Annotated in this window: 15 protein-coding genes and 1 pseudogene; 13 read left to right on the top strand and 3 right to left on the bottom strand. The window is 46.2% G+C overall.

Going from position 1 to position 19,691, the window contains the following annotated elements; translation table 11 throughout:
• The first annotated feature begins 5 nt into the window (after nt 1-5).
• Genes B4V02_RS22130 through B4V02_RS22120 form a run of 3 tightly spaced genes read left to right on the top strand, consistent with a single transcriptional unit; the run spans nt 6 to nt 3,215 of the window.
• Complete coding sequence (locus B4V02_RS22130; RefSeq protein ID WP_094156434.1) at nt 6-995, top strand: ATP-binding cassette domain-containing protein; 990 nt, start codon at nt 6-8, stop codon at nt 993-995.
• Nucleotides 992-1,894 carry an ABC transporter ATP-binding protein gene (locus B4V02_RS22125; protein WP_094156433.1) on the top strand — a complete coding sequence of 301 codons (903 nt, stop codon included), beginning with the start codon at nt 992-994 and terminating at the stop codon, nt 1,892-1,894. Before B4V02_RS22130 ends, B4V02_RS22125 begins: the two co-directional genes overlap by 4 nt.
• The gene (locus B4V02_RS22120; protein WP_094156432.1) at nt 1,887-3,215 is read left to right on the top strand and encodes an ABC transporter permease; all 1,329 of its coding nucleotides are present in this window, start codon (nt 1,887-1,889) and stop codon (nt 3,213-3,215) included. The genes B4V02_RS22125 and B4V02_RS22120 overlap by 8 nt, the downstream gene beginning before the upstream one ends.
• A gap of 246 nt (nt 3,216-3,461) precedes the next feature.
• Here the strand turns inward: B4V02_RS22120 and B4V02_RS22115 are convergent, their stop codons facing one another.
• Nucleotides 3,462-4,823 (bottom strand): amino acid permease, encoded by a 1,362-nt coding sequence (locus B4V02_RS22115; RefSeq protein WP_007428382.1) that lies wholly within the window; start codon nt 4,821-4,823, stop codon nt 3,462-3,464.
• A gap of 280 nt (nt 4,824-5,103) precedes the next feature.
• Here B4V02_RS22115 and B4V02_RS22110 point away from each other — a divergent pair, with 280 nt between their 5' ends.
• Complete coding sequence (locus B4V02_RS22110; RefSeq protein ID WP_007428383.1) at nt 5,104-6,069, top strand: bile acid:sodium symporter family protein; 966 nt, start codon at nt 5,104-5,106, stop codon at nt 6,067-6,069.
• A 111-nt stretch (nt 6,070-6,180) separates the two neighbouring features.
• Here B4V02_RS22110 and rpoN read toward each other — a convergent pair whose 3' ends face one another.
• Nucleotides 6,181-7,500 (bottom strand): RNA polymerase factor sigma-54, encoded by a 1,320-nt coding sequence (gene rpoN / locus B4V02_RS22105; RefSeq protein ID WP_167383777.1) that lies wholly within the window; start codon nt 7,498-7,500, stop codon nt 6,181-6,183.
• Between the two features lie 183 nt (nt 7,501-7,683).
• Here rpoN and B4V02_RS22100 point away from each other — a divergent pair, with 183 nt between their 5' ends.
• The 7 genes from B4V02_RS22100 to B4V02_RS22070 all read left to right on the top strand — a co-directional run bounded on the left by B4V02_RS22100 (nt 7,684) and on the right by B4V02_RS22070 (nt 16,634).
• Nucleotides 7,684-10,476 (top strand): sigma-54-dependent transcriptional regulator, encoded by a 2,793-nt coding sequence (locus B4V02_RS22100; RefSeq protein WP_094156431.1) that lies wholly within the window; start codon nt 7,684-7,686, stop codon nt 10,474-10,476.
• Between the two features lie 199 nt (nt 10,477-10,675).
• Nucleotides 10,676-11,095, top strand: coding sequence for a PTS sugar transporter subunit IIA (locus B4V02_RS22095; protein WP_007428386.1), 420 nt, complete (start codon nt 10,676-10,678; stop codon nt 11,093-11,095).
• 2 nt (nt 11,096-11,097) lie between these two features.
• Entirely contained in the window at nt 11,098-11,586 is a 489-nt protein-coding gene (locus B4V02_RS22090) for a mannose/fructose/sorbose PTS transporter subunit IIB (protein WP_007428387.1), read from the top strand.
• Between the two features lie 31 nt (nt 11,587-11,617).
• Nucleotides 11,618-12,388 (top strand): PTS mannose/fructose/sorbose transporter subunit IIC, encoded by a 771-nt coding sequence (locus B4V02_RS22085; RefSeq protein ID WP_094156430.1) that lies wholly within the window; start codon nt 11,618-11,620, stop codon nt 12,386-12,388.
• A gap of 11 nt (nt 12,389-12,399) precedes the next feature.
• A complete protein-coding gene (gene manZ, locus B4V02_RS22080) occupies nt 12,400-13,242 on the top strand; it encodes a PTS mannose transporter subunit IID (protein ID WP_279628247.1) in 843 nt (280 codons plus the stop codon).
• 190 nt (nt 13,243-13,432) lie between these two features.
• Nucleotides 13,433-14,227 carry a Nif3-like dinuclear metal center hexameric protein gene (locus B4V02_RS22075; RefSeq protein WP_094156428.1) on the top strand — a complete coding sequence of 265 codons (795 nt, stop codon included), beginning with the start codon at nt 13,433-13,435 and terminating at the stop codon, nt 14,225-14,227.
• A 52-nt stretch (nt 14,228-14,279) separates the two neighbouring features.
• Nucleotides 14,280-16,634 (top strand): glycoside hydrolase family 2 TIM barrel-domain containing protein, encoded by a 2,355-nt coding sequence (locus tag B4V02_RS22070; RefSeq protein ID WP_094156427.1) that lies wholly within the window; start codon nt 14,280-14,282, stop codon nt 16,632-16,634.
• Between the two features lie 120 nt (nt 16,635-16,754).
• On the opposite strand, the pseudogene B4V02_RS22065 reads toward B4V02_RS22070, so the two are convergent.
• Nucleotides 16,755-17,111 (bottom strand): annotated as a pseudogene (locus B4V02_RS22065) (cupin domain-containing protein); the annotation flags it as partial.
• On the opposite strand from B4V02_RS22065, the gene B4V02_RS22060 reads away from it, so the two are divergent.
• The gene (locus B4V02_RS22060) at nt 17,096-17,674 is read left to right on the top strand and encodes a LysE family transporter (protein WP_094156426.1); all 579 of its coding nucleotides are present in this window, start codon (nt 17,096-17,098) and stop codon (nt 17,672-17,674) included. The pseudogene B4V02_RS22065 and the gene B4V02_RS22060 overlap by 16 nt on opposite strands.
• A 189-nt stretch (nt 17,675-17,863) precedes the next feature.
• The gene (treC, locus tag B4V02_RS22055) at nt 17,864-19,591 is read left to right on the top strand and encodes an alpha,alpha-phosphotrehalase (RefSeq protein WP_094156425.1); all 1,728 of its coding nucleotides are present in this window, start codon (nt 17,864-17,866) and stop codon (nt 19,589-19,591) included.
• Nucleotides 19,592-19,691 lie beyond the last annotated feature (100 nt).

Genomic DNA, 19,691 nt, shown 5'->3' with positions numbered 1-19,691 from the left:
CGCCAGTGAAAATCCATGTAAACAACCATGTGGAAGTGCCAGTGGGAGCACCGGAGGAAATACAGGTGAAAACACCGATTATTGAGATGAACCAGGTCTATAAAACCCGGAGAGACCGCCAGATTGGACCGATTAATCTGACCATTGAGCCGGGATATGTGGTCGCTTTGGCTGGACATAACGGATCAGGAAAAAGTACATTGATTCATTTGCTGACCCAGCTTGTTCACCCGGATGCTGGTGAAATTCGCTGGTTCGGTCAAGTGTACCCTGAAGGTATGCCTGTAGATACGCGGCAATGGGTTGGATACGTACCGGAGCATCCGACCCGCGAGGAAGACCGACTCACGGCAGAAGCAGCAGCGGCTTTTCGAGCGGTATGGTATCCGGGCTGGGATGAAACCCGTTTTCAGCGTCTGATAAAACGATTTCAGGTTCCTCTGCATACCAAATTATCGCGTATGTCCAAAGGAGAGCGGCGTAAGTTTGAGCTGGCTGCTGCCTTGGCGCCTCATCCGCGTTTATTGCTGCTGGATGAGCCTTCGTCGGGCCTGGACCCTTTTGCATGGAAGATTATGCTGGAGGAACTGCGGGATTGTATGAAAAACGGCAAAACGACGGTCGTTATCGCCACTCATATCATAGATGAAATCAAGCGCTTGGCAGATTATATTGTCTTGATGCATGAAGGCAGGCTGCTCGGCAAGCTGGAAAAGGACCATTTGCTCGAAAATAGCAAGGAAATATGGTTTGAGGGCACGCCGGAGGAAGCATCGGAGCTTCCGGGGGTTATAGAAACAGAGAGCGAAGGAAGATTGCAGCGGATTGTAACGTTGGCGGCGATAGAAGCCAGTGCCATATTGGAGCAAGCAGGTATTCGTCCCATCCGTGTGCGGCGTCTGGAGCTGGATGATATTTTAATGCATTGGTCTGCGGGGCAACTACCGAATAATGAAGAGACTTTCGTGCAGAAGAAAGGGGCGAAGTATTCATGAGTATGCTGCAATTGGAAAAAGTCGTGAAGCAATATGGAAATCATACGGCAGTAAACGGAATTTCACTGAACGTGAACGGGGGAGAGATTTACGGACTGCTGGGAGGTAATGGAGCAGGTAAAACGACAACCATGCGAATGGTGCTCGGCCTGATTTACCCTGACGGGGGAAGCATTCAATATGAGGGTAAGCCGTATAGCAAGGAGCTTCAGCGGACAATGGGCTATTTGCCCGAGGAGCGAGGGCTATACCCCAAGGTGAAGGTGAGCGAGCAAATAAACTATTTGGGCAGGCTGCGCGGCATGTCGGCCAAGGAGGCGGACAAAAGTCTGCGCTACTGGCTGGAGCGTTTTGGCGTACCTGAATATTACGATAAGCGGATTGAAGAGCTATCCAAAGGGAATCAGCAGAAAATGGGCTTTATTGCAGCCGTCGTGCATCGCCCCACGTTGCTTATATTGGATGAGGCCTTCAGCGGGCTAGATCCTGTGAACGTCGAGCTGCTTAAGGAGACGGTGAAGGAACTGCGGGACGATGGGACTGCGATTTTATTCTCGACCCACCGCATGGAGCATGTGGAAGAGCTGTGCCGCCATATCACAATTTTACATCGTTCGAATACCGTTGTGCAGGGAAGTGTGCAGGAGATCAAAAATCGCTACCCGCGTGAAAAAGTTCGGCTTATCACTACAGGTGAAGTGAACGGACTGGAGCAATTGCCTGGTGTGCGTCGTGTGGAGCCTATGGATCGCGGCTGGATGCTGCATATTGAGCAGCCGGATGCGGCAAAGCTGATTTTACAAACCGCTCTGGAGCAAGCAGATGTGGAGCATTTTGAGATCAAGGAACCTACGCTGAACGAAATTTTCATCCGAGAGGTGGGGGATTCTCATGAATAGATTGGGGACAGTGATCGGTTTTACGTTTCGTCAGAAGGCAAAAACCAAATCTTTTATCATTACGACGCTGGTATTGGCCTTGCTCATTACCCTGGGCATGAACCTGCCGTATTTGATTTCTTTGTTTAAAGGAGAAGGGGCAGGTGCTGCAGGCGGCTTCGGGAAAACAGCAGCCGAACAACATCGTCTGGCACTGATTGCCGGGAGCCGAACAGAGGTTGCCGATCAATTGGAGAAATTCACCAAGGAGCAGTCCAACCCGGCAGCCACTTGGGTGCGTTATGAGAACACTGAAGCTCCGGCCATGCAGCAGGCCTTGAAGAACGGGAAGCTGCAGGGTTATGTGGAGTTCAAGGAGCCTGTCGCCAAGGGAGCAACGTTTCCCCAAGTGGAGTACGTATCTGTACAAAAAGAACCGTCCCCCGCAGTTATCACATTGCTACAAACGGGGCTACAGGCTGCAAAGGTTCAAGCCATCATTGGCGGCAATGTGTTGACCAGTGATCAAGTTCGTGAAATTAGCACACCTGTAGTCGTGGATAGCAGGAAAGTGGACAGTCCGTCTGAGACGGGGGGAGCTGCAGAGACAAAGGATAAAGCGACCTCTATGATAAACTATGGCTTGGTCTATATACTGATGATCCTGTTCTTCACCTCGTCCATGATGACGGGCAATATGATTGCTTCGGAGGTGACTTCGGAAAAAAGCTCTCGTATTATGGAAATTCTCATCACAAGCGTATCACCGTTGACTCAAATGTTCGGGAAAATTATCGGTATTTTTCTGGTCGGATTGCTGCAAATTGCGGTTTTTGCCGCCGTCGTGTGTGCCAACCTCATGCTGCCGCATAACGGTGCCATCCTCAGCTCAGCCGGGCTGGACCTGTCACAGTTGAACACTGCGGTGCTCAGCTACGGTTTGATTTTTTACATCCTGGGCTACTTTCTGTACGCCGTATTGTTCGCGGCTGTTGGCTCCATCGTTAGCCGTACGGAGGAACTGGGGCAGGCGATCATGCCGATTACCGTGCTGTCACTGGCGGCCTTTTATATCGGTATCTTCAATATAGCCGCACCTGACACGATGTTCGTCAAGGTCGCTGGATACATTCCATTCTTTTCTCCGACCGTCATGCTGCTGCGAATTGGTCTGGAACGGGCAAGCCTGCTGGAAATATGGCTGTCACTTGCCATTCTGGTCGCCTCCATCCTGTTCTTCGGCTGGCTGGCCGCCAAGATTTACCGTACTGGCGTCTTAATGTACGGCAAACGCCCTACTTTCAAAGAGCTAAGAAAGGCTATGAAGGCCTATAAAATTTAGATTTTTTTCAGAAGTGTGAGTTACGGTTATAATTGAGACGAATTTGGTCAATAACTGAGACTTTCTTGGGTATATGTTTGATACTTTTTTAAAGCCAGTAGAAACAAAATCCCTTGTTTCTACTGGCTTTTTTAGATTATTTTTATTTTCCGAATGTCCATTCTGAAAAGATATCCATCTTCTTGTACAAGCATTCAAGCCGCCCTGTTGGATTGGGCGGCTTGAATTTGCAACAAATTTTATATGCTACTGTCCGTTCGAGCTCCAGCTTCTCTTCTTGAGCAGATAGATTCCCGCTACCAGGATGAACCACACCGGCGTAACGAACAGGGCCACTCTTGTATCCTCAGCCAATGCCAGGATGACCAGAACGAAGACGAGAAAAGCCAGCACTACATAGTTGGACAACGGGTACAGCGGCAGCTTGAACGGGTTGCGGCCAGCCAGCTCCGGCCGGGTACGACGGTATCTCAGATGGCTGATCACGATGATTCCCCAAACAAAGAGAAAGCAAACGGTCGACACGCTCGTAATGAGGGTAAATACCCCCTCGGGCATCACATAGTTCAGGACAATCGCGATCAGAATGACGATACTGGAGAACATCAATGCATTGGACGGAACCTTTCTGCTGTTCAGCTGGCTGAGCGAGCTCGGAGCGTTATGATCCTTGGCCATGGAGTATACCATCCGGCTTGTACTAAAAATAGCACTGTTGCAGGCTGAAGCCGCAGATGTCAGCACAACAAAATTGACAATTCCCCCGGCTGCGGTCATGCCAATGGCCGTAAATACCTGTACAAACGGACTTTCGCTCGGTACAATTGCGTTCCACGGATAAATACTCATGATGATCAGCAATGCGCCGACGTAGAAGAGCAGGATCCGGATCGGGATATTATTGATCGCCTTCGGAATGACCTTCTCGGGGTCCTTGGTTTCCCCTGCCGTCAGCCCAACAAGCTCCATGCCTACGAAGGCGAAGACCACCATTTGAAAAGAAAGCAGAAAACCATGAATCCCTTTCGGGAATATTCCGCCATGATTCCATAGATTCGCAAAGCTCGAAGGTCCCTTGGCGGTGGAGAAGCCTTTGACAATCATAAATAATCCGACGAGAATGAGGGCCAGAATCGCCAATACCTTGATCAGGGCGAACCAAAATTCCATCTCCCCGAACAGCTTAACCGTGGCCAGGTTCATAAGGAGCAGAATCACAAGGGCGATTAACCCCGGCATCCACTGAGGAACCTGCGGGAACCAATATTGAGTATACAGCCCGACTGCTGTCAGATCCGCCATCGCAATCGAAATCCAGCAGAACCAGTAGGTCCAGCCCGTAACAAAAGCGGCCATATTCCCCAGATAGTCACTTACAAAATCAACAAACGAATGATACTCCAAATTACTAAGCAACAGCTCTCCTAATGCACGCATTAGCAGGAACAGAACCATACCTGTAATAATGTAGGCGATCAGGATGGACGGACCTGCCAGATGGATCGATTTTCCTGCCCCGAGGAATAAGCCGGTACCAATCGCACCTCCGATGGCCATCAGCTGTACATGCCTGTTTTTTAACCCCCGTGTCAACGTTTCTTCCTGCATGGTATTGTCACCACTCTCTTTCTGTAAATACACTCTATGGACTGAAAATTTTTATACCTTTCATATTATAATAATTTGACCAGAATACCTATCCTTAAGCTGAATTTTTTTAGTTCATACCAAAAAGCCCACCTTTCACGAATAGATGAGCTGTGTTCGCGTACAACCAGGTCTTGAATCCGAAGTCATTGGTCATCTGTGATTTCGTATCGTGTATTTCAGATCATTTACGAAACGGCAGTATAAGGTCTATACTTAGGTACAAAAAAGGAAGTTATGTATGTTCATAACGTTGAATCGGAGACTTAATGCTGCGATGCCGCTGATTACCCCCATCAGCATTCTAATTGGCGTTCTGATCGGTACGCCTTTGTCGGAATTTACCGGATTCTCTCCCTGGTTGTTTGCCTTCATGACCTTTGCGGGCAGTATCAGCATGGGCTTCAAAGATTTTGTCCATGTGATGAAGCATCCCGGCCCGCTGATTGCCTGCCTGTTTATCCTTCACCTGGCCATGCCGCTGCTTGCCATGATGCTTGGGCATCTGTCTTTCGGCGACGACCCTTATACGATTACCGGGCTTATTCTTGGTGCGGTCATCCCCACCGGCATTTCCAGCTTCGTGTGGGTCAACATCTACAAAGGCAATACAGCGCTGACGCTAGCCATTATTTTGATTGATACGATTCTGGCTCCATTCGCCGTTCCCGGCGTTATGTCCCTGCTGATTGGAGCGGATGTGCAGCTTGATACCTGGGCGATGATGCAAAGTCTGTTCTGGATGATTGTCGTCCCTTCGCTAATCGGCATGGTGTTGTACGAATGGACCAAAGGGAAAATCAAGCAGGTATGGGGACCTCGACTTGGCCCATTCTCCAAGCTGGCTATGGCACTTGTCGTGATGATTAACGGTTCGGTAATCGCGCCCTATCTGGTTGATTTTAATTTAAAGCTTGTCGGGGTGTGCCTATCGATAGTCGCTCTTGCTTCTACTGGATATGTGATCGGTTACCTGATCTCCAAGCTGATGAGGTGGAGCGATGCCGACCGTACTGCACTTGTCTTTAACGGCGGTATGCGCAATATCAGCGCAGGAGCTGTACTTGCCATCACCTATTTCCCGGCTCCGGTAGCGCTGCCTGTGGTGCTGGGAATGATTTTCCAACAATCCACCGCGTCTCTGGTCGGATTTCTGCTAAGCCGCCATGACCGGGGCAAGGCCAAGGAGCAGGGAGTCGCCGCCTAGAAGGACTCAAATGGGAAATACTTTTAATTTGATCTTGCTGTTTTTTTAATTTTCACAACGGCTTACTTCTGAGTAAAGGGACGGGGCTATAACCGATATAGTCACTGAAGCTTAAAATATTTTTCTCCTACTAGAGGAAAGATATCCGAGTTCTTCTCGGTATTTGGCCACCGTTCTGCGTGACAGTTCCAGCCCTTCCTTAGCCAGCAGTTCTGTGATTGCCTGATCTGAAAACGGTTTTTGCTTGTCTTCGCCGTCGATAAGCTGCTTAATACGCATTTTTGCGCTCTCCGATGAAGTGGCATCTCCGTCTTTCGCCCCCAGGGCGGAGGTAAAGAAATATTTAAGCTCGAACAATCCACGGGGCGTCTGCATGTATTTATTACTGACAGCCCGGCTGATCGTGGATTCATGCAAGCCGGTACTTTCAGCAATCTCCTTTTGGGTCATCGGTTTAAGGTAATGAACGCCATGCTCGAAAAATTCCCGCTGTCTATCAACAATGGCTTGGGCTACACGCATCAGGGTCAGGCGGCGCTGCTCAAGGCTATGAATAAGCCATAATGCCGTATTCATCTTCTCATGTAGAAACTGCCTCTCTGTCCCCAACGCCTGCTCCCGGAGCATACGCTGGTAAAAAGGATTAATCCCGACGCGCGGGACTGTGATATCATTAACTGTCACAATGTAGCCGTTCTTGGATTTCTCTACCGAAATATCTGCTATATGATACTGGTGTTCATATGGGGCAAATGCCGCTCCCGGACAGGGATTCAACTTGCGTATCTGGTCGGTGAGTTGCTGTACCTCGCGAATGTTGATACCCAGAACATCCGCGATTTTTTGTATGCGGTTACATGAAAGGTTGACCATGTGATGGCGCACGATCTCTTCCAGGTAAACATCATCATTACCGGCATATCGCAGCTGCAAAAGAAGACATTCCTCCAGGCTGCGGGCAGCGATTCCTGCCGGTTCAAAGCCTTGGATCAGGGCGAGTATATTTTCAACCTCTTCAGTAGGGGCGTCAAGTATTCGGGCAACTGTATTTACCTCCAGCTCGAGGTAGCCTTTTTCATTTAAATTCCCAATAAGAAACATGCCAATCATCTGTTGTAGCTTGGATAACCCGCGGACCATCCCGAGTTGCGCTTTGAGATGTCTATATAAATTATCCGCAGGGTTAGAGACAAAATCCAGAAGATCTACCGGATTATCGTTTTTTCGTGGTGAATATTCTTCCTCTTTACCTATCCTTTTAATGGACATGTCAATCTCCGTCAAATCAATAATCGGATTTTCATCCGCTTGCTCATGAAGATAGGACATTAGATCGGCCGAAGAATATTGAAGAATCGTGATAGCTTGTCGTAATTCAGGAGTCATAACCAGCCTGAATGCTTGCTCTTGCTGTAATCCGTAGCGTATCATTTTATCTCAGCTCCTTGCTGGGCAACAATATAGCTTTTAATTAAACTTATTCGTGAAGCTAATGCAATTATACTGCCAACCTCTGATCTTGGAAAAGAAATTTGTCAGTTTATTTTTTTGTAGAGGTTTATTTCTTTTTTTATATACTAATTACATGAGAACTAGTCAGGCTGGGGGAATACTGTGAAACGAATTGATGAGATTTTAGAGTATATTGCCAATGGCACAAAGAAACTATCGGTAGAGGCTTTGCTGGACGGCGGTGGAATTACGGCTGCGGAAATAGCCGATCTTCAGAATATGCTGAGAAATAATGTAAGCAAGGAGCTTAATAGCCTGCTTCGCGCCGACTTGATCATTAAAATCAAGGGAAGACCCGTCAAGTTTTTGCACAAGCAGGTAATCGAGGAGACCTTTAGAGTCCAGCTGAAAGAGAAACAAATCCAAGTCAACAGCATTAATGAAATATTGCTGCCCGGAGAGCAAGTCGATCCGTTTCACGCCTTAATCGGTTTCATGGGTAGTATGAGAAATCAGGTTGAGCAGGGAAAAGCGGCAATATTATACCCGCCGAAGGGTCTACATACGCTGATTGTGGGGCAGACTGGCGTGGGAAAAACGATGTTCGCCAGGTTAATGTATAATTATGGGAAGTATATGAAGCGGTTTTCAGAACAAGCACCGTTTATCGTATTTAACTGCGCCGATTATTATAATAACCCTCAACTGCTGCTTTCCCACATTTTTGGTCATGTGAAAGGGGCGTTTACCGGGGCTGATCGGGAGAGGGAGGGGCTGGTCGAGAAAGCTGATGGAGGCATCCTGTTTTTGGATGAGATTCATCGGCTGCCTCCAGAAGGCCAAGAAATGATATTTTATTTCATGGACACCAACAGTTATAACAAATTGGGTGAGTCGGAGCGCAAACGGGAAGCGAACGTGCTGCTCATCGGCGCTACGACCGAAGATCCCGGTTCTTCCATGCTTAAAACCTTTATTAGACGGATACCGATTACGATCAACATTCCTTCCCTGCAAGAGCGAACAGTTGAAGAGCGATTTTTGATTCTAAAGCATCTCTTTGCAAACGAGGCCCATCGTGTGAACAAGCCCATTCGGGTTGAACTGGAAACTGTAAAAGCACTGATTGGCAGCGTCACCTATGGCAATATCGGCCAGTTAAAATCGAACATTCAGCTTGTGTGTGCCAAAGGATTTTTGAACAGCATACATGAAAATAAGGAAGAAATTGAACTTGATTTTAAAATTTTGCCTGGAAATATCAAGGAAGGTCTATTTAATATGGGGAAAAACCGCAAGGAGATTGCCGAAATGGAAATGGTCAACTCCTCGCTGTATATTACTCCTGAAGGTAGCAAAGGAATGGATGAAGCAGATGCTTCGGAACTGCCGTTCAACCTTTACAAACTGATTGAAGACAAAATAGGGATGCTGAAGGAGGAAGGGCTCGACGATAGCTTTATCAATAAGTTTATTACTACAGATGTCAATATTCATATTAAAAGCTTCTATAACCGATTTTATAACATCAAAGGAGGCCGGGAACGGATCCTTAAAATCGTGGGCAGAAATATCCTGGAATTCGCTGAACAGGTGCAGGAGATGGCTCAAAAAGAACTGAACAGAAAGTACAGCGACAGGTTTGTTTATGCCTTCAGCCTTCATTTAAGTGCCTTTTTAAAGCGAATCCGAGAGAAAAAATATATTAGCAAACAAGTCTATGATCCGATTAATGATCAGGATGAAGAATACAGACTGGCACTCATTATCAAGGATTTGATTGAATCCAAGTTCGAAGTCAGCGTGCCTGATGCCGAGACGACCTATGTGGCGATTCTTCTGAAATCGGTGGAAGAGGAGCACCAGGGTAATGTAGGGATTATCGTAGCTGCACATGGCAACAGTACGGCAAGCAGTATTGTCGGCGTTGTCGACAGCCTACTGGGAAGCTCAAATATTTGCGCAGTAGACATGCCTTTGGATGTTAGCCCCAGAGAAATCCTGGAGGTTATTATTGATAAAGTAAAGGATATTGATAATGGCAGGGGCGTATTACTGCTGGTTGATATGGGCTCCCTGCTTAATCTTGAGGCAACCATTATGGAACGTGTCGGGATCAAGGTCAGAACCATTGATATGGTTTCAACTCCACTTACGTTGGAGGCTGTGCGAAAGGCCAGTATTTTTGATATGAATATAGAGGAAATCTATCAATCTTTGAAGGACTTCCGTGGATATAACAATGGAAACGCCGAAGTGAAAGCAGAGAAGGTTAGTAATAAGGTAATTGTGACGGTTTGTTCTTCTGGTAGAGGTGCTGCAGTTAAGCTGAAGGAGTTTGTGGAGAAGGTCGTATACGACTTAACAGAAGAGAAAATTGTCGTTGTGCCGGCAAAGGTCAGGGAATTGGACAAAGTGGTAAAGGACTTACGGGCCAAGCATACGATTCTTGCGGTGATTGGAGTTAAGAGGCCAAGTGAGCTGAATGTACCGTTTATTCCTTTGGAAAAACTGATCGAGGCCAGCGGTGAGCAGGCATTAAGAGAACTTTTGCTGAACAATCAACTGCCTGTTATGCATACTAACGAAAGCATAGTTGTTAGAGATCTATGCGAGGATACGCTAAAGGAGTTTATGACTTATCTGAATCCCCACAAAATCTTGGGGCTCTTGATGAATTTTATCGAGCAGCTGGAGCAGGAACTGGAAGTCGATTTTCATTATGCAAAGAAAGTTCAGCTTGCCGTTCATACGGCTCATGCCATGGAACGAATGGTCATTGGTGAAGGGTTAATATATCAAGGGGAGGTATCCTTGCTTGATCAACGAACTCTCGATGCGGTGAATCGTTCCTGCGATATATTTGCTTCCAGTATGAACATGAAGCTGACTAATGATGAAAAATATTATATTTGTGAAATCCTAAGCGAAGTATATAACTGCATTCCCGAGTAACGGCGTAAGTGTATAAAACGATGCAAGATGTGTATTAAACATACGAATGAGGAAAATAAGCAGATGGTGAGAAAAGACCAAATCCCCGGAAAAGCCAGGGGGTTTGGTCTTTTTTTGATGATGGAACGAGTCATACAGAATGTTGGCACGAGACTTGCATATAAGTATAGGCGAAGGATGCAAGGAGGGGGTGAAACAAATGATAGGTGTTATTGTTGGCACACATGGGAAACTTTCCAAAGAGATCTTAAGATCCACGGAAATGATTTTCGGCCATCTGGAAAATGTGGTGGGCGTGACGTTTGAGCCTGGTGAAAGTGTTAACGGACTTGTTGAGAAGTACAAAGCGGCATTGGAAACGATTGATTGGACGGATGGACTTATCTTTCTCGTCGATTTGTTTGGTGGCAGCCCCTATAATGCAGCCAGCAGGATTGTAGCCGGCTATGAAAAAATGGACATTGTAACAGGAGTAAACCTGCCAATGATCGTAGACCTGCTGACAAATAGAGGGCTGGAGAACGTGGAGAATCTGAGTGATCTGGCAATCCGTGCGGGTCAGGATTCGATGAAGTCTTTTCGTGTCATCCGGGACATACAAACAGAGGAGGAATTATAGGTATGGAAATTTCGTTTGTTCGTATTGATGACCGTCTGATCCATGGTCAGGTAGCTACGGTGTGGGTGAAGGAAACGAAGTGTAACAAAATTATCGCCGTCAGCGATGAGGTCGCTGCGGATACGCTACGCAAAACCTTATTGTTACAGGTGGCGCCGCCAGGAATTAAGGCTTATGTCGTCACGATTGCGAAAGCGATTGAAGCTTACAACAACCCTAAATATAACGATTTTAAGACCTTGTTCCTGTTTACTAATCCGATTGATGTACTGCGGGTTGTAGAAGGTGGGGTGCCGTTCACATCGGTAAATGTAGGTGGGATGTGTTTTAAAGAAGGCAAAATACAGATTACCGGAGCGGTGTCCGTAGACAAGCAGGATGTAGAGGCATTTCATAAATTGCACGAAAAGGGAATTGAACTGGAAATTAGAAAAGTGGCCAGTGATCCTAAAATCAATTTGATTAACAAGCTCCAGAATGTCCAGTTTTAACAGCAGGTTGGCATAAGAGAGGGGGTCAAACATGAGTGTTTTTGAAATTGTAATGGTAGCGCTGGTTGCAGCCATTTGCGGAATGGGCAGTGTTTTGGATGAAGGACAGACTCATCGGCCTATAATTGCGTGTACACTGATTGGTCTGGTCCTGGGCGATCTCAAAACGGGCATTATTCTAGGCGGTACGCTGGAATTGATGGCTTTGGGCTGGATGAATGTCGGGGCGTCCATGGCTCCAGATGCGGCTTTGGCTAGTGTAATCTCAACCATATTGGTTATTGTTGGACATCAGTCGATCGGCGCCGGAATTGCCGTTGCGATTCCGATTGCCGCTGCCGGACAAGTGTTAACCATTTTTGTTAGAACAATTACCGTGTTCTTTCAGCACCTGGCAGATAAATATGCCGAATCTTCAAATTTCAGAGGAATCGAATTATGTCACTTCATCGCCCTCCTTCTTCAGGGATTACGCGTCGCGCTGCCTGCTGTATTGGTGGCTATTGCAGCAGAAACCGGTCTGGTTACGGCTTTACTGGATGCGATTCCGGAGGTCATTACAAAAGGGCTGCAAATTGCAGGTGGATTCATCGTCGTTGTCGGGTATGCCATGGTTATTAACATGATGGCAGCCAAATACCTGATGCCTTTCTTTTTCTTGGGCTTTGTCATCGCGGCATTTACAAGCATCAATCTGGTTGGCTTTGGAATCATGGGGGCGGTTCTGGCTCTGCTGTATATTCAGCTCAATCCTAAATATAGCCAGCGAAAAGATCAAATGGGTGAAATTGAAGAGCTCTAAAGAAATAGCTAATGAAAGAGTGGGGTACTATGGAAGAAAAAAAGTTGACAAAAAGCGATTTAAACAAAATGTTTTTCCGTTCATGGTTCCTGCTGGGCTCGTTTAACTTTGAGCGTATGCAGTCGATTGGTTTTTGTGTCACCTTGATTCCGGCAATCAAGCGGCTATACAGCAAGAAGGAAGACCAAAAAGAAGCATTAAAGCGGCATCTGGAGTTTTTTAATACTCAACCGTTTATCTCTGCACCGATTATGGGTGTAACGGCAGCTATGGAGGAGCAGAAAGCCAATGGCCAGCCTATTGACAATGCTACCATAAGTGGAGTGAAAGTCGGCTTGATGGGACCTTTGGCCGGGGTAGGGGACCCTATTTTCTGGGGAACGCTGCGCCCCGTTCTGGCTGCGTTGGGAGCTTCCATTGCTTTGTCCGGGAGTGTTATCGGGCCTGTCCTTTTTTTCTTGCTCTTTAATGTTATTCGCCTGGCAACCAAGTGGTACGGACTGAAATACGGCTACCAAAAAGGGACGGAAATTGTGTCCGACATGTCTGGAAACCGTCTGCAAAAGCTTACGGAATCGGCCTCCATCCTGGGACTTTTTGTCATGGGCGCACTCGTGTCCAAATGGACTACTCTGAATGTCCCACTGGAAGTATCCAGATATACCCGCTCGGATGGAGTAGAGGTAGTTACGACGATACAGATGATTCTGGATCAATTGATACCTGGCCTGTTACCTCTCTTGCTGACTTTTTTGTGCATGAGACTGCTCAAAAAGAAAGTGAATGCTATAGCTCTGATTTTTGCTCTTTTTGCAATAGGAATTATTGGATACGCTCTTGGTGTATTAGCCTAAGCCAATTTGTAAAGTGATCCGGTCAAGCAGCCATCTCTGACCGGAAACCCTCTTTTTGAATTTGTAAACGCTTTAAACTTATATTAAAGTCGGCTCCCTGGAGCTGACTTTTTTACTACAAAGAATGGCACCCATGATTGATATAAAATGGTATAATTGACGCACATTCTCCATGAGGAGGGATACCTGTATGACCCTAACTATGGGACGGATTGTAGATCACCTGACAAGGGGAATAAGCATACCCCATGCGACCGTAGATTTGCTAAAACCAGGGCATAGGGAGGTTGAAGTACACGGAATTGTAACCGCTTTCTGTGCATCGCAGTATGTAATAGAGCAAGCTGTTTCTCTAGGTGCGAATTTTATCATTACGCATGAAGGTGTTTTTTATAGCCATCAGGGGATGCAGGAGTGTTTACGACATGACCCCGTTTTTCTGCAAAAATCTCGCCTCATTGCCGATTCGGGTATAGGAATCTATCGGTTTCATGACACCATACACCGTTATCAACCGGATGGAGTGATGATTGGACTTCTTCGGGCGCTCGATTGGCATACCTATGTAGTGAAACAATTGCCGACGGCCGCCATTTTGACGATTCCAGCGATGGAGGTTAAGGAGGTTGCCGAATATATCAAGGCGAAGCTTCATATTCGTTATGTACGGGTAGCTGGAGAGCTTGCCATGCCATGTGAACGAGTAGGGATCATGGTAGGATACAGGGGAGGTGGCGAACTGGCTATTCCATTATTTCTAAATGAACATGTGGATTTGATCATTGCTGGTGAAGGGCCGGAATGGGAAACGCCGGAATATGTAAAAGACGCTGCCTATCAGGGCCGAAATAAAGCCCTTATCATGCTGGGACATGCTGAAAGTGAAGCACCTGGTATGAAATATCTCGCGGATGAGCTTTCAGCCCAATTCCCAATGCTCCCCGTTCACTTTGTTGAGGATCGTCCAGTGTTTCAAATCGTGTAGGAGCACATGTCTTTTATCCGTTCATCAATTTTTATGAAATGGAGGCAAGATGATGGGAAGCAGAATGATCACGCCATTCAACACAGACTGGAAATTTATAGAGGGTAATTATACAGGTGCCGAGAAGCTGGATTATAACGATGAGCAGTGGCGGCTCCTTCAAGTCCCTCATGATTGGAGTATTGAGAAGTCCTTTGATCCGCACATGCTGTATGGTGGCAATCAAGCTTATTTGCCCAGATGGTCGGTGGGATGGTACCGAAAGCATTTTAATGTAAAGTCTTCTTCTCATAAACAGCGCGTATACATACAATTTGATGGCATCCACAATAACAGTGAGGTTTGGATCAATGGACATTTTGTGGGCAAGCGGCCTTATGGATATGTTAGTTTTCAATATGATTTGACCCCATATATTCGGTGGGATGAGGATAATGTGATTGCTGTCAAAGTGGATAATACCACTCTTCCGCCTGACAGATGGTATTCGGGGTCCGGTATTTATCGTCATGTCTGGCTGATTTGTACGGATTATGTTCACGTAACTGAATGGGGCACTTACATTACGACACCTGAAATTTCGTCGGGTGAAGCCAAGGTGAGTACCAGAATTCAGGTTACCAATCATTATGCGCATGACGTAGAGTGTAATATTGTGACTCAGATACTGGACTCCAAGAGACAGCTCAAAGGGAAAATTGAGCATCGAGTGACCCTGTCGGGCTTTGAAACTGGTGAAATGGAGCAGATAACACGGGTTTTGGAGCCAGAACTATGGTCACCGGAGAAGCCAGTGCTCTATGAGGCTCAAACGATCATCTATTGCGACAATAAAGAGGTGGATTGTTATCGTACCCCTTTTGGTATAAGAGAAGTGAAGCTGGATGCCCAAAAGGGTTTATTTCTGAATGGAAGCAGCCTGAAGTTGAAGGGAGTCTGTATTCACCATGATTTAGGCTGTCTGGGAGCTGCCTATCATGATTCGGTCATGAAGAGAAGGCTGCAGAAGCTTAAGGAAATGGGCTGTAACTCGATTCGCTTTGCCCATAATCCGATGGCACCCGAATTGCTGGATCTTTGTGATCAGATGGGGTTCCTGGTGATTGACGAAGCTTTTGACAAATGGAAATCTCTTTCCTATGAGCATGTATATGATGAATGGTGGGAAAAGGACCTGGAAGCGATGCTGGTAAGGGACAGGAACCATCCCAGCGTTTTCATGTGGAGTGTTGGGAATGAAGTAGAGCACCAGGGGCAACCGTCCATGCTCAGGATGCTGGAACAGCTCGTCGCCTTTTGCCATGAAAAAGATCCAACCCGGCCTGTTACATGTGCGCTGGAGCCGCATAATACACCGATCAGTCTGCGCGATGGTTCGATTGAAGCCAAGGTGGAGCATACCAAGCTGCTGGCACAACGAGTGGACGTTCTTGGGCTAAATTATCAGGAGCAGTGGTATGAGCACTACAGAAGGGCGATGCCCGATACGCTTATCCTTGGAACCGAGACTTTCCCATACTATCGTGGCAAAGATAACCGGGTTAAAGGTTATTTGCCTCAAAATCCCTGGTTTGATGTCGCTAATCATGATTATGTGATTGGTCAATTTGTTTGGAGCGGGATCGACTATCTGGGGGAAACAAGCTATCCCTCCAAAGGATGGTCCTCGGGCCTGATTGATACTTGCGGGTTCCGCAAACCTGTGTCCTATCTTCAGCAAAGTCTATGGTCAAATGAGCCTGTTGTGCACATTGCCGTATTTAACGAACCGATGAGACCGGAACACAATCCGCACTGGACGATGCACTGGAAAGCCCCGGGTATGGAGGATCATTGGACATTCCCTGAGTACAGCGGAAAATTGATTCGGTTAGTTACCTTCACCAACTGTGAGCGCGTGGAATTGGTAGTAAACAATGAATCTTACGGTGAGAGAAAGCTTGTTGATTATCCTGACCATTTAATGATATGGGAGCTTCCCTATACACCAGGTAAAATCCGGGCTATTGGCAGCAATGGGAATGAGAAGGTCTGTGAGCATGAATTAACCACCGCCGGGCCTCCCTACAGTATAAAACTGCAGGCTGATCGGACGGTTTTACCTGCTGATGTCCATGAAATATCCCATGTGGAAGTAACGATCATAGACCAAGAAGGGGTTATGGTGCCCAATCAGGAGTTTGATTTAACTTTTCAGCTACATGGTGATGGTCGTATTCTTGGAATAGACAACGGCGATCTCACCAGTGACGAGCCCTTCCAGGGAAACCAGAGACGAACACATAGAGGAAGGTGTCTCGTTATTGTGCAATCCGGGCATCTGGCAGGTGAGCTGTTGCTTCAAGCTTCAGCAGACGGAGGATTGCAGGGAGAAACCAGGCTGAAAATTGAACATAAATACAAATGACAATTCAAGGTTGATTCAGAATAGATGTTGTATGGTTTTACGGAAAAAGGGTCTGAATAGGTGGTGAGTGCTCATGCTCTACCTGTTTAGCCCCTTTTTTTAAACAATGGATTGAACAGACTATCCAGAGTAATAAATAATCATATTCATCCTGACAAGCGTTTCTCCGAGATTATAGTAGATGTGCGGTCGGTCTGCTTTAAAGCGGATGGAGTCTCCAGTCTTAACCGTATATGTTTCTTCGCTGACCTTCACCACCATTTCACCTTCAAATACCGTAATAAATTCTTCTGTACCTTCACGGTGAGGCGTTGAACTCAATTCCCCGCCTTTTTCGATCTCTACTGTGTATACCTCAAAATTCCTGTTGCCTTCATAGGGAAAAAACGGATACAACCGATAGCAGTTATTTTCTTCAAGTACCTGTATTTCCCTTTTAGGAACGACGACTGCTGCTGGAGTTGGCTCATGAATCAAAGGGTTATGCACTCGTTACCAGCTTTACGCCAGGTCCAAACAATATTATGTCTTTAGACAGCGCCAGGAGATTAGGGTTGAAAAAAGCATTTCCATTCTTGCTGGGAGTAACCGCCGGCTGTTTTGCCATCATGCTGTTAGCCTGCTATTTCAACCTTGCTCTGTATCATTTTTTACCACGATTTAAAATCTGGATGAACGTCCTGGGCAGTCTCTACATGCTCTATTTGGCTGTAAAAATAGCCAAGAGCAAGTCTTCTACGAAGGACAATGATCATAATGGAGGATATACTTTCAAATCAGGACTGCTACTGCAATTTATCAACTTAAAAGTCATTTTGTATGGTATCACGGTCATTTCAACTTTTGTGATGCCTTACGATGATTCATACATTGCGCTTTTTATCATCTCACTGCTCCTTACAGGTATTGGTTTTGCAGCTATCGTTTGCTGGGCGGTTTTTGGTGCTCTGTTTCAGCGTTTCCTAAACAAATATGAGCGAGCCTTCAATATCGTAATGGCCTTATTACTCCTGTATAGCGCACTGTCTATATGGATTTAAAAGATACCCTTTTTACCGACAGAGGTTCCTGACAATGAGCAGGGGCCTCTTTGGTATAGATGAGTTTCCAATGATAAATCCTGTTGACATTATGTATATACATGATTTAATCTTGTATATACAAGATGGCGAAAGCGTTATACTAAATATGTTTATGCTGCTTCTTTGGAAAGAAAGGAATGAGCAAGGATGAAAGGAATGAACAGGGCTTTGATCCCACAAGATACGGACTGGTGGCGTAAATCAGTGGTTTATCAGGTATACCCCAAAAGCTTTAACGACACGACGGGTAAAGGGATCGGTGATATACGCGGACTGACACAAAAGCTGGATTATTTAAAAGATCTGGGTGTTGATATTATCTGGTTACAGCCGGTATATGTCTCACCACAACGTGATAACGGCTATGATGTAGCGGATTATTACCGAATCAATCCGGATTATGGAACGATGCAGGATTTCGAAGAATTGAGTCAGGAAATTCAGGCGCGTGGAATGCACTTGATGTTAGATATTGTGGTAAACCATTCTTCCACGGAGCATGTCTGGTTTCAGGAGGCACGGCTTTCCAGGGATAGCGAGTACAGAGACTATTATATCTGGCGTAATCCCGCACCCGATGGAGGACCTCCAAATAACTGGATTTCCAAATTTGGTGGACCAGCGTGGCAGTATGACGAGACAACGAATCAATATTTTCTGACCCTGTTTGACAAAACCCAGGCAGATCTTAACTGGGAAAATCCGAAGGTCCGTCAGGAAGTTGTGGACATCCTGGAATTTTGGGCGGAAAAGGGAGTCGATGGCTTCCGAATGGATGTCATTAATCTAATTTCTAAAGATCAGCGCTTCTTGAATGATGATGGAAGTACTATTCCTGGCGACGGACGTAAGTATTATACCGACGGCCCGCATGTGCATGAATATCTTCGTGAATTACATGAGAAAGTATTCGCTAAGTATAATAGCGTCACGGTAGGGGAAATGTCTTCCACATCGCTGGATCAATGTATCCGGTACTCCAATCCAGAGAGAAAAGAATTGTCCATGACATTTAATTTTCATCATTTGAAGGTGGATTATCCCAATGGACAGAAGTGGGAATTGATGCCTTATGATTTTAAGATGCTGAAAAAGCTATTCTCGGATTGGCAGATTGGCATGCAACAAGGCGGTGGATGGAGTGCATTGTTTTTTAACAATCATGATCAGCCAAGGGCACTCTCCCGCTTTTTGGATGATGGCGAATACCATACGGAAAGCGCTAAGCTGCTCGCGACCACCCTGCATGGGCTGCAAGGAACGCCGTATATATTTCAAGGTGAAGAGATAGGCATGGCCAACCCGAAGTGGTCGGATATCGAAGAATTCCGGGATGTTGAATCGCTAAATACGTATCGTATTTTACAGGAGCAGGGCAAAAGCGAGGAAGAAGCATTAAATATCATTCGAGAGCGCTCACGTGACAATTCGAGGACTCCGATGCAATGGGATAGCACTCCCAACGCAGGCTTCACCACAGGTACTCCCTGGATCAAGGTGGATGAACGTTATCCACAGATTAACGTTCAGGCTCAGTTAGAAGACCCGAACTCTATCTATTACCATTATCATAAGTTGATTCGTTTGCGTAAGACGGTGCAAGTCATTACGGATGGAGAGTATCAATGTCTGGATGACGCTCATCCTCAGGTTTATGCCTATCAACGCAGCAATGCACAGGAGACTTTGGTCGTCATCTCTAATTTTAGCGGACAGAATGCACAATTCGTGCTGCCGGATTCATTGTATTCTCAATTCAAAAATCAAGCGTCAGGTTCGGTCGAATTATTAATCGGAAATACGAAGCACGCTCCAGAGCTGGATCAGGTTATCACTTTGACTCCGTATGCTTCCTATATGTGGATCTTTCGTTAGCCTTGATTGAATAGCATAGTAACATACAGTAACGCCCAAGGTACGTTGCTTTTTGCAACCGGGGTTGCTGCATAAAATGAGCAAACGTTAAGGGAGTGGG

The organism is Paenibacillus kribbensis (assembly GCF_002240415.1).
Taxonomy (GTDB): domain Bacteria; phylum Bacillota; class Bacilli; order Paenibacillales; family Paenibacillaceae; genus Paenibacillus; species Paenibacillus kribbensis.
The sequence above is the reverse complement of the archived record's forward strand: the minus strand, read 5'-3'. Positions and strand labels throughout refer to the sequence as shown.

Bases quoted from the DNA above. Each gene is read 5' to 3' on its own strand.
- B4V02_RS22125 (WP_094156433.1), top strand. From the start codon at position 992: ATGAGTATGCTGCAATTGGAAAAAGTCGTGAAGCAATATGGAAATCAT.
- B4V02_RS22120 (WP_094156432.1), top strand. From the start codon at position 1,887: ATGAATAGATTGGGGACAGTGATCGGTTTTACGTTTCGTCAGAAGGCA.
- B4V02_RS22115 (WP_007428382.1), bottom strand. From the start codon at position 4,823: ATGCAGGAAGAAACGTTGACACGGGGGTTAAAAAACAGGCATGTACAG.
- B4V02_RS22110 (WP_007428383.1), top strand. From the start codon at position 5,104: ATGTTCATAACGTTGAATCGGAGACTTAATGCTGCGATGCCGCTGATT.
- rpoN (WP_167383777.1), bottom strand. From the start codon at position 7,500: ATGATACGCTACGGATTACAGCAAGAGCAAGCATTCAGGCTGGTTATG.
- B4V02_RS22095 (WP_007428386.1), top strand. From the start codon at position 10,676: ATGATAGGTGTTATTGTTGGCACACATGGGAAACTTTCCAAAGAGATC.
- B4V02_RS22090 (WP_007428387.1), top strand. From the start codon at position 11,098: ATGGAAATTTCGTTTGTTCGTATTGATGACCGTCTGATCCATGGTCAG.
- B4V02_RS22085 (WP_094156430.1), top strand. From the start codon at position 11,618: ATGAGTGTTTTTGAAATTGTAATGGTAGCGCTGGTTGCAGCCATTTGC.
- manZ (WP_279628247.1), top strand. From the start codon at position 12,400: ATGAAAGAGTGGGGTACTATGGAAGAAAAAAAGTTGACAAAAAGCGAT.
- B4V02_RS22075 (WP_094156428.1), top strand. From the start codon at position 13,433: ATGACCCTAACTATGGGACGGATTGTAGATCACCTGACAAGGGGAATA.
- B4V02_RS22070 (WP_094156427.1), top strand. From the start codon at position 14,280: ATGGGAAGCAGAATGATCACGCCATTCAACACAGACTGGAAATTTATA.
- treC (WP_094156425.1), top strand. From the start codon at position 17,864: ATGAAAGGAATGAACAGGGCTTTGATCCCACAAGATACGGACTGGTGG.